At 67.3% G+C, this 7,619-nt stretch carries 8 protein-coding genes; 3 read left to right on the top strand and 5 right to left on the bottom strand.

The features are described 5' to 3' along the window. Positions 1 to 74: 74 nt before the first annotated feature. The 3 genes from N878_RS08370 (at position 75) to N878_RS08360 (ending at position 2,968) form a co-directional block, all read left to right on the top strand. Positions 75 to 1,328 carry an ATP-binding protein gene (locus N878_RS08370; protein WP_021443217.1) on the top strand — a complete coding sequence of 418 codons (1,254 nt, stop codon included), beginning with the start codon at positions 75 to 77 and terminating at the stop codon, positions 1,326 to 1,328. Between the two features lie 12 nt (positions 1,329 to 1,340). Then, the gene (locus N878_RS08365) at positions 1,341 to 1,901 is read left to right on the top strand and encodes a response regulator transcription factor (protein WP_021443216.1); all 561 of its coding nucleotides are present in this window, start codon (positions 1,341 to 1,343) and stop codon (positions 1,899 to 1,901) included. A 125-nt stretch (positions 1,902 to 2,026) separates the two neighbouring features. After that, positions 2,027 to 2,968 (top strand): AEC family transporter, encoded by a 942-nt coding sequence (locus tag N878_RS08360; protein ID WP_021443215.1) that lies wholly within the window; start codon positions 2,027 to 2,029, stop codon positions 2,966 to 2,968. 88 nt (positions 2,969 to 3,056) lie between these two features. Here the strand turns inward: N878_RS08360 and N878_RS08355 are convergent, their stop codons facing one another. From N878_RS08355 to N878_RS08335, 5 genes are all read right to left on the bottom strand, one after another. Continuing rightward, a complete protein-coding gene (locus N878_RS08355; protein ID WP_021443214.1) occupies positions 3,057 to 3,437 on the bottom strand; it encodes a carboxymuconolactone decarboxylase family protein in 381 nt (126 codons plus the stop codon). A gap of 2 nt (positions 3,438 to 3,439) precedes the next feature. Continuing rightward, positions 3,440 to 4,534, bottom strand: a complete 1,095-nt coding sequence (locus N878_RS08350; RefSeq protein WP_031302916.1) for a calcium/sodium antiporter — start codon at positions 4,532 to 4,534, stop codon at positions 3,440 to 3,442. A 90-nt stretch (positions 4,535 to 4,624) separates the two neighbouring features. Beyond that, entirely contained in the window at positions 4,625 to 5,053 is a 429-nt protein-coding gene (locus N878_RS08345) for a septal ring lytic transglycosylase RlpA family protein (protein ID WP_036987538.1), read from the bottom strand. Between the two features lie 75 nt (positions 5,054 to 5,128). Beyond that, entirely contained in the window at positions 5,129 to 6,577 is a 1,449-nt protein-coding gene (gene gatB / locus N878_RS08340; protein WP_021443211.1) for an Asp-tRNA(Asn)/Glu-tRNA(Gln) amidotransferase subunit GatB, read from the bottom strand. 11 nt (positions 6,578 to 6,588) lie between these two features. Then, positions 6,589 to 7,619 (bottom strand): amidase (locus tag N878_RS08335; RefSeq protein WP_021443210.1); only part of this gene is annotated, 1,031 nt, incomplete at its 5' end.

The raw sequence follows: 7,619 nt of genomic DNA, 5'->3' as shown, positions 1-7,619 counted from the left end.
GCATGCGGCAGGTTGCCGCAGCGGCGGAAGGCCGCGTCGGGCTTGGTTATACTCCGCGCACCTAGGGAGTTGTCATGCTCGAACCCGTGCAGTTGCTGTCCGCCAGTCGCCAGAACCTCTGGCGCCTGACCCTGATCCGTATCCTCGTGCTGGCCGCCCAGGCCGGTTCGGTGGGGCTCGCCTACAAGTCGGGGATGCTTCCGCTGCCCTGGCTGGAGCTGTCGGCGACCCTCGGCGTGTCGCTGCTGCTGTGCCTGGGCACCGCCCTGCGGCTGCGTGGCCCGTGGCCGGTCACCGAGCTGGAATACGCGGTGCAGCTGGCCTGCGACCTGATCATCCACAGCGTGCTGCTGTATTACACCGGCGGCTCGACCAACCCCTTCGTCTCCTATTACCTGGTGCCGCTGACCATCGCCGCGGCGACCTTGCCGTGGCTGTTCACCATCGTCCTCGCCGGCCTGGCGCTGGCCGGCTACACCCTGCTGCTGGTGTGGACCCATCCGCTGGAGCTGCCGGCGGCGCGCGAGAGCCTGCTGGTCTACGGCATGTGGCTGAGCTTCGCCCTGTCCGCGGCGCTGATCACCTTCTTCGTCGCCAAGATGGCCGAGGAGCTGCGCCGCCAGGACGAGCTGCGCGCCGAGCGCCGCGAGGAGAGTCTGCGCGACCAGCAACTGCTGGCCGTGGCCACCCAGGCCGCCGGCGCCGCCCACGAGCTGGGCACGCCGCTGGCGACCATGAGCGTGCTGCTCAAGGAGCTGCGCCAGGAGTACCGCGACAGGCCGGCGCTGCAGGACGACCTGGCGCTGCTGCAGGAACAGGTCAAGCTGTGCAAGGACACCCTGCAGCAACTGGTGCGCGCCGCCGAGGCGGACCGGCGCCAGGCGGTGGTCGAGCAGTCCTGCGTCGAGTGGCTGGAAACCACCCTCAATCGCTGGCACCTGATGCGCCCCGAGGCCAGCTACCGCTACCAGTGCCTGGGCCGCGGCACGCCGCCGCGCTTGATGCCGCCGGCCGACCTGACCCAGGCGCTGCTCAACCTGCTCAACAACGCCGCCGACGCCTGCCCGGACAAACTCGACATCCGCCTCGACTGGGATCACCAGTGGCTGCGTCTGAGCATCCGCGACCACGGCGCCGGCGTGCCGCTGGCGATCGCCGAGCAGCTCGGCCGGCCGTTCTTCACCACCAAGGGCAAGGGCTTCGGCCTCGGCCTGTTCCTCAGCCAGGCCAGCGTGACCCGTGCCGGCGGCACGGTTAAGTTGTATAACCATGAAGAAGGCGGCACCCTCACCGAACTGAAGTTGCCGCGAGCCTATGGCGTGGCCTGACAAGGAAAGACCATGAGCGACGAATCCCTGTTCGACGGCGAAGAGCAACCGCACCTGCTGCTGGTGGACGACGATCCCACCTTTACCCGCGTCATGGCCCGCGCCATGAGCCGCCGCGGCCTGCGCGTGTCCACCGCGGCCAATGCCGACGAGGGCCTGGCCCTGGCCAGGGAAGACCTGCCCGACTACGCCGTGGTCGACCTGAAGATGGAAGGCGACTCCGGCCTGGTGCTGCTGCCCAAGCTGCTCGAGCTCGATCCGGAGATGCGCGTGGTGATCCTCACCGGCTACTCCAGCATCGCCACCGCGGTGGAGGCGATCAAGCGCGGCGCGGCCAACTACCTGTGCAAGCCGGCCGACGCCGACGACGTGCTCACCGCGCTGCTCTCCGAACACGCCGACCTCGACAGCCTGGTGCCGGAAAACCCGATGTCGGTGGATCGCTTGCAGTGGGAGCATATCCAGCGCGTGCTGGCCGAGCACGAAGGCAATATCTCCGCCACCGCCCGCGCCCTCGGCATGCACCGCCGCACCCTGCAGCGCAAGTTGCAGAAGCGTCCGGTACGGCGCTGACTGCGCGTCAAACGCAACCGTCAACCCCGGATTGCATCCGGGCTACGGAATCGAACGGGCGACGGTAGCAGGGCAATGATTAGCCGGCTAACATAGGTCGTCATACAACTCCCGCCGGGATCGCCATGTTCGCCGTCGTCCAGCAAACCCTCGCCATCACCGCGCCGGTGTTCGCCATGCTGTTTCTCGGCGTGGCGCTCAAGCGCCTGCACTGGATCGACCGCACCTTTATCGATACCGCCTCGAGCCTGGTGTTTCGCGGCACCATGCCGACCCTGCTGTTTCTCGGCATAGTCCGGGCCGATCTGGGCACCGCCCTGCAGCCGGCGCTGCTGCTGTTCTTCGTCGCCGCCACCCTGGTCTGCTTCGTCCTGGCCTGGGGTTGGGCGATCTGGCGCATCCCCTTCGAGGATCGCGGCATCTACACCCAGGGCGCCTTTCGCGGCAACAACGGCATCGTCGGTCTGGCTCTGGCCACCAGCCTCTACGGCGACTACGGCCTGTCCCTGGGGGCGGTGCTCGGCGGGGTGGTGATCCTCTGCTACAACGTGCTCTCGGCCATCGTCCTGGCCATCTACAGCCCCGGCGCCAAGACCGGGCCGCTGGCCATCGCCAGGAGCATCCTGAGCAATCCGCTGATCATCGGCGTGTTGCTGGCGATTCCCTTCGCCTACTGGCGGATCGCGTTGCCGGACTGGCTGCTGACCTCGGCCGAGTACTTCGCGCAGATGACCCTGCCACTGGCGCTGATCTGCATCGGCGGTACCCTCAGCCTGGCCTCGCTGCGCCGCAGCAGCGGCACGGCGCTGAGCTCCAGCCTGATGAAGATGGTCTGGCTGCCGCTGCTGGCAACCGCGGGCGCCTGGCTGTACGGCTTTCGCGAGGCGGATCTGGCGATCCTCTTCCTCTACTTCGCCAGCCCCACGGCGGCGGCCAGCTTCGTCATGGCCCGCGCCGTGGGCGCCAACCACGAACTGGCGGCGGCGATCATCGTGATCACCACCTTGGCGGCGGTGGTGACCACCAATGTTGGGCTGTTGCTATTGCAATGGGGCGGCTGGATCTAGCGAGCGGCGGGCCGCCTGCGGGAGGGGCTGCAGCGGCGACCCGCGCTGGGTTCGCGGCTGAAGCCCCTCCCACGGCCGCATGCCCACCTCAACTGCTGCGCTGGCAGTCCTCGATCACTTCCTGCGCCGCGCGGAAGGCGTCGATGCTGGCCGGCACGCCGGCGTAGACCGCGCAGTGCAGCAGGGTCTCGCGGATTTCCTCCACCGTGCAGCCGTTGTTCAGCGCGCCACGCACATGGCCCTTGAGTTCCTGCGGGCACTTCAGCGCGGTCAGCGCGGCCAGGGTGATCAGGCTGCGGGTGGCGCGCGGCAGGCCGTCTCGGGTCCACACGCCGCCCCAGGCGTGCTCGTTGACGAAGTCCTGCAGCGGTTGGGTGAACGCGGTGGCGTTGCCCAGGGCGCGCTCGACGAAGGCGTCGCCCATCACCTCGCGGCGTACCTTGAGGCCCTGCTCGTGGTTGTCGCTCATGTTCAGATCTCCTGGCCGCGCTGCTTGTGCCAGGCACGCACGGCGATGATCGCGAGGGTCACGGCGGTCAGCGGCAGCACGTAGCCGATCATCGCCTCGCCGAAGGTCTGGGCGAACGGCCGGCCGGTGGCGAACAGCACCAGGTAGCCGGTGTAGGCCGCGTAGTAGGCGAGGAACAGCGCGCCTTCCCAGCGGTTGATGCGGTAGCCGGCGAAGAAGATCGGCAGGCAGGCCACGGCCACCGCGATCATCACCGGGAAGTCGAAGGCCAGGGCGTTGGGCGACACGGAAATCGCCGCCGGCGCCACCAGCGAGGCCAGGCCCAGCACGCACAGCAGGTTGAAGATGTTGCTGCCGACTATGTTGCCCACGGCGATGTCGCGCTCGCCCTTGAAGGCGGCGATGATCGAGGTGGCCAGCTCCGGCAGCGAGGTGCCGACGGCAATCACGGTCAGGCCGATCACCAGCTCCGACAGGCCGAGGGCGCGGGCCAGTTGCACGGCGCCTTCGACCAGCAGGTTGGAGCCGCCCACCAGCAGCACCAGGCCGGCGACGATCAGGCCCAGGTTGACCACCCAGGCATGGGGTTTGGCCGGTTCGTTCAGGCCGAATTCCTTGGCGAACTCGTCGTCTGCGCCGCCCTTGTCCTGGCGGGCGCTGTAGATCAGGAAGCCGGTGTAGGCCAGCACGCCGGCGAACAGCAGGGCGCCGTCGAGGCGGCTCAGTTCGCCGTCCCAGGCCAGGGCGAAGGTCACCAGGCTGGCACCGATCATGATCGGCACGTCGAGGCGGATCAGTTGGCGCGAGACGATCAGCGGCGCGACCAGGGCGGTCAGGCCGAGAATCAGCAGGACGTTGGCGATGTTGCTGCCGACCACGTTGCCGATCGCCAGGTCGCCGCTGCCGTTGATCGCCGACTGCACGCTGACCGCGGTTTCCGGCGCGCTGGTGCCGAAGGCCACCACGGTGAGGCCGATGATCAGCGGCGGGATGCCGAACTGCGCGGCCAGCTTGGCGGCGCCGCGTACCAGCACCTCGGCGCCGGCGACCAGCAGCACCAGGCCGGCGATCAGGTAGACGTAGGTCATCATTGTCATTGCGGGGGCTCCGGGAAAAATGCGGCTAGTGTAGCGATGGCGTATCGCCGCGCCAGAGGGGCGGGGGCGCTATTTGTTACCAGTCCTGTTTCACTTCAGCTGCTCGACCCGCACCGGCACCACGCCGGAGCGCAGCATGCCCAGGCGTTCGGCGGCGGCGCGCGAGACGTCGATGATGCGCCCGCGCACGAAGGGGCCGCGGTCGTTGATGCGCACCACCACGCTGCGTTCGTTGCTCAGATTGGTGACCCGCACCCGGGTGCCGAACGGCAGGCTGCGGTGCGCGGCGGTCAGCGCGTGCTGGTCGAAGCGCTCGCCGCTGGCGGTCTTGCGACCATGGTGGCGGTCGCCATAGTAGGAGGCCTTGCCGGTCTCCGTGGCACCGCTACCGCTGCCGCTGCCGAAGGTGGAGCAGCCGGCGAGCACGGCGAGCAGGCCGAGCACGACGACGGCCTGTAGCCCGGATGCAATCCGGGGGCGCAAGGATTCCCGGATTGCATCCGGGTTACAAATGAGCATCGTCTGGTTCTCCAGGTAAACGAACGCCGGGCAAGCCCGGCGTCGTTACAGCTGTTGCAAGCGAGCCGATCCGGCTCAGCCTTCGAGCTTCTTCTTCAGCAGTTCGTTCACTTGCCCCGGGTTGGCCTTGCCTTTCGAGGCCTTCATCGCCTGGCCGACGAAGAAGCCGAACATCTTGCCGCGCTTGGCTTCGTCGCTGGCGCGATACTGCTCGACCTGCTCGGCGTTGGCCGCCAGCACTTCGTCGAGCATCTTCTCGATGGCGCCGGAGTCGGTGACCTGCTTGAGGCCCTTCTTCTCGATCACTTCATCGGCGCTGGTGCCTTCGCCGGCCGCCAGGGCCTCGAACACCATCTTGGCGATCTTGCCGCTGATGGTGTTGTCCTTGATGCGCAGGATCATCCCGCCCAGCTGTTCGGCGGACACCGGCGACTGCTCGATTTCCAGGTTGTCCTTGTTGAGCAGGCTGGACAGCTCGCCCATCACCCAGTTGGCCGCCAGCTTGGCGTCGCCGCACACCGCATTGACCGCCTCGAAGTAGTCGGCCAGCTCGCGACTGGCGGCCAGCACCGTGGCGTCGTAGGCGGACAGGCCGAACTGGCTCTCGAAACGCTCGCGCTTCTGTACCGGCAGCTCCGGCAGGCTGGCGCGCACCTCGTCGAGGAAGCTTGGCTCGATCACCACCGGCAGCAGATCGGGGCAGGGGAAGTAGCGGTAGTCGTTGGCTTCCTCCTTGCTGCGCATGGAGCGGGTCTGGTCCTTGTTCGGGTCGTACAGGCGGGTTTCCTGCACCACCTGGCCGCCGTCCTCGATCAGCTCGATCTGCCGCTGCACCTCGTGGTTGATGGCCTTTTCGATAAAGCGGAAGGAGTTGACGTTCTTGATCTCGGCGCGGGTGCCGAACTCGACCTGACCCTTGGGCCGTACCGAGACGTTGCAGTCGCAGCGCAGCGAGCCTTCGGCCATGTTGCCGTCGCAAATCCCTAAGTAACGCACCAGGGCGTGGATGGCCTTGACATAGGCCACCGCCTCCTTGGCCGAGCGGATGTCCGGCTCCGACACAATCTCAAGGAGCGGAGTGCCGGCACGGTTGAGGTCGATGCCGCTCATGCCGTGGAAGTCTTCGTGCAGGCTCTTGCCGGCGTCCTCTTCCAGGTGCGCGCGGGTGATGCCGATGCGCTTGACCGTGCCGTCTTCCAGGCTGATGTCCAGATGGCCCTTGCCGACGATGGGATGCTCCATCTGGCTGGTCTGGTAGCCCTTGGGCAGGTCCGGATAGAAGTAGTTCTTGCGGGCGAAGACGTTCTGCGGCGCGATGTGCGCGTCGATCGCCAGGCCGAACTTCACCGCCATGCGCACCGCCTCGGCGTTGAGCACCGGCAGGGTGCCGGGCATGCCGAGGTCGATCAGGCTGGCCTGGGTGTTGGGCTCGGCGCCGAAGCTGGTGGCGCTGGCCGAGAAGATCTTCGATTGGGTGCTGAGCTGAGCGTGGATCTCGAGCCCGATGACTGTTTCCCATTGCATCTTTGTCGTCCTCAGAAGCCGCTCGGTGCTTGTTTATGCCAGTCGCTGACCTGCTGGTACTGGTGCGCGACATTCAGCAGGCGGCCTTCCTGGAAGTAGTTGCCGAGCAGCTGCACGCCCACCGGCAGGCCATCGACGAAGCCGGCCGGCATCGACAGGCCGGGGATGCCGGCCAGGTTGGCGGTGATGGTGTAGATGTCTTCCAAGTAGGCGGAAACCGGGTCCGCGTTCTTCTCGCCGAGCTTCCAGGCCAGGTTCGGCGTGGTCGGGCCGAGGATCAGGTCGACCTCATTGAAGGCGGCGACGAAGTCGTTCTTGATCAGCCGGCGGATCTGCTGCGCCTTGATGTAGTAGGCGTCGTAGTAACCGGCCGACAGGGCGTAGGTGCCGACCATGATGCGCCGCTTGACCTCGGCGCCGAAGCCTTCGCCACGCGAACGCTTGTACAGGTCTTCGAGGTTGACCGGGTTTTCGCAGCGGTAGCCGAAGCGCACGCCGTCGAAGCGCGACAGGTTGGAGCTGGCCTCGGCCGGCGCGATCACGTAGTAGGCGGGAATCGCGTGCTGCATGTTCGGCAACGAGATGTCCTTCACCGTGGCGCCGAGCTTCTTCAGCTCCTCGACCACGGCCTGCACCTTCTCGCCGATACGTGCGTCGAGGCCGGCGCCGAAATATTCCTTCGGCAGGCCAATACGCAGGCCGGCCAGCGGCTGGCTCAGGGCGGCCAGGTAGTCGTCCACCGGCTGCTCGACGCTGGTGCTGTCCTTGGCATCGAAGCCGGCCATAGCGCCGAGCAGCAGGGCGCAGTCCTCGGCGGTGCGGGCCAGCGGGCCGCCCTGATCGAGGCTGGAGGCGTAGGCGATCATGCCCCAGCGCGAAACCCGGCCGTAGGTGGGCTTGATCCCGGTGAGGTTGGTCAGCGCCGGCAGCAGCACGAACTGCGCCAGCAGGCCGATCAGCGGCGCCTTGGGCGCTCGGGCGATGCGGCGGAAATCCTCGGCGCGCAGGTCGAGCGACACGCCGAACATCATCAGGGCGACGA

The sequence above is a fragment of the Pseudomonas sp. EGD-AK9 genome, from assembly GCF_000465935.2.
Taxonomy (GTDB): domain Bacteria; phylum Pseudomonadota; class Gammaproteobacteria; order Pseudomonadales; family Pseudomonadaceae; genus Aquipseudomonas.
Note: the sequence above shows the minus strand (reverse complement) of the source record. Positions and strands in the feature narration are given on the sequence as shown.

Excerpts from the sequence above, each read along its gene's own strand:
- N878_RS08365 (WP_021443216.1), top strand. The coding sequence starts at position 1,341 with ATGAGCGACGAATCCCTGTTCGACGGCGAAGAGCAACCGCACCTGCTG.
- N878_RS08345 (WP_036987538.1), bottom strand. The coding sequence starts at position 5,053 with ATGCTCATTTGTAACCCGGATGCAATCCGGGAATCCTTGCGCCCCCGG.
- N878_RS08355 (WP_021443214.1), bottom strand. The coding sequence starts at position 3,437 with ATGAGCGACAACCACGAGCAGGGCCTCAAGGTACGCCGCGAGGTGATG.
- gatB (WP_021443211.1), bottom strand. The coding sequence starts at position 6,577 with ATGCAATGGGAAACAGTCATCGGGCTCGAGATCCACGCTCAGCTCAGC.
- N878_RS08370 (WP_021443217.1), top strand. The coding sequence starts at position 75 with ATGCTCGAACCCGTGCAGTTGCTGTCCGCCAGTCGCCAGAACCTCTGG.
- N878_RS08360 (WP_021443215.1), top strand. The coding sequence starts at position 2,027 with ATGTTCGCCGTCGTCCAGCAAACCCTCGCCATCACCGCGCCGGTGTTC.
- N878_RS08350 (WP_031302916.1), bottom strand. The coding sequence starts at position 4,534 with ATGACAATGATGACCTACGTCTACCTGATCGCCGGCCTGGTGCTGCTG.